Consider the following 1,054-nt stretch of genomic DNA (forward strand, 5'->3'; position numbering starts at 1 on the left):
CGATGATCTGGGAGCCGCCGCTCGCGGGGACGCTCGGGTGGCTGGTCGGCATGAAATGGCCCGACGGCAACGAGGATTCCATGTGGGGAATCGCCGACGACTGGAAGTCCAGCGCCAAGGATCTGCGCTCGATCGACGCCGACATCGACGAGGCCATCGCGGCGGTCCGCAGGGCGTATCCGACCGGCGACGGCGGCGACAAGATCATCGAGCAATTGCGGACCATGCGCGTCGGCGACCAGTCGATCGACAAACTCGCCGAATGGTTCGAGACCATCGCCGGCACCGCGGAGAACACCGGAACCGAGCTCGAATACACGAAGCTCATGTTCTATACGACGCTGATCACCCTGGCCGCCGATATCGCCGCGGCCTGGCTGTTCCCGCCGACAGCGCCGATGGCGGAGGGCGCGGCGATCGGCATCGGTCGGATCGCGGTGCGCATCCTGACACGGCGGGCCATCAATTTCCTCGGCAAGGAGGGGCTCAAGGCCACCCAGATCTCGCTGATGCGGTTCGCATTGCGGCAGACGATCATCGGCGGTGCGCTGGGCGCCTTGCAGGACGGCGCAATTCAGGCCTATCAGCACGAATTCGGTCGACGGAGCGAGATCAATACGCAGCAGCTGCTGCTCTCGGCCGGCGGCGGTGCGGCCGGTGGGCTGGTCGCGGCTCCCATCGGTAGATGGCTTCCGCAGGCGATGGTCAACCAGATCGCCAAAGCGCCCATCAAGAAGATCACCGCGGAGAAGGCCTCCAATCTGCTCGGCGGCGGAATCGCCGGCGGGGTGGCCGGGCTCGCGGGCTGGGCCGTGAGTGGCGGCGTCACGCACAACTGGCATTTCGATCCGCGGGTCGTGACCGCGGGCATCGCGGGCGGCACCTTGCCCGGCGTGGCTCATGAGGGCAAGTCGCCATGGAAGGGGAGCCCGGACAAGCTCGGAGTCACCAGCCCGAAGGCCGATGGATCGCCGTTGGCGGTCACGGACAAGCAAGTTCATCCTTCGGCGACCAATAACGGTGCGCTCAACGAGAATTCGCCACACGAGGCGAC

General features: G+C 66.3%; 1 protein-coding gene. It reads left to right on the forward strand.

The genetic code is table 11. The features are described from left to right. Positions 1 to 1,054: hypothetical protein (locus ACIRS4_RS39010; RefSeq protein WP_404205142.1), on the forward strand; the 1,054-nt coding region annotated here is incomplete at both ends.

Origin of the sequence: Streptomyces sp. NPDC101166, from assembly GCF_044768125.1 — a bacterium.
Lineage (GTDB): Bacteria > Actinomycetota > Actinomycetes > Streptomycetales > Streptomycetaceae > Streptomyces.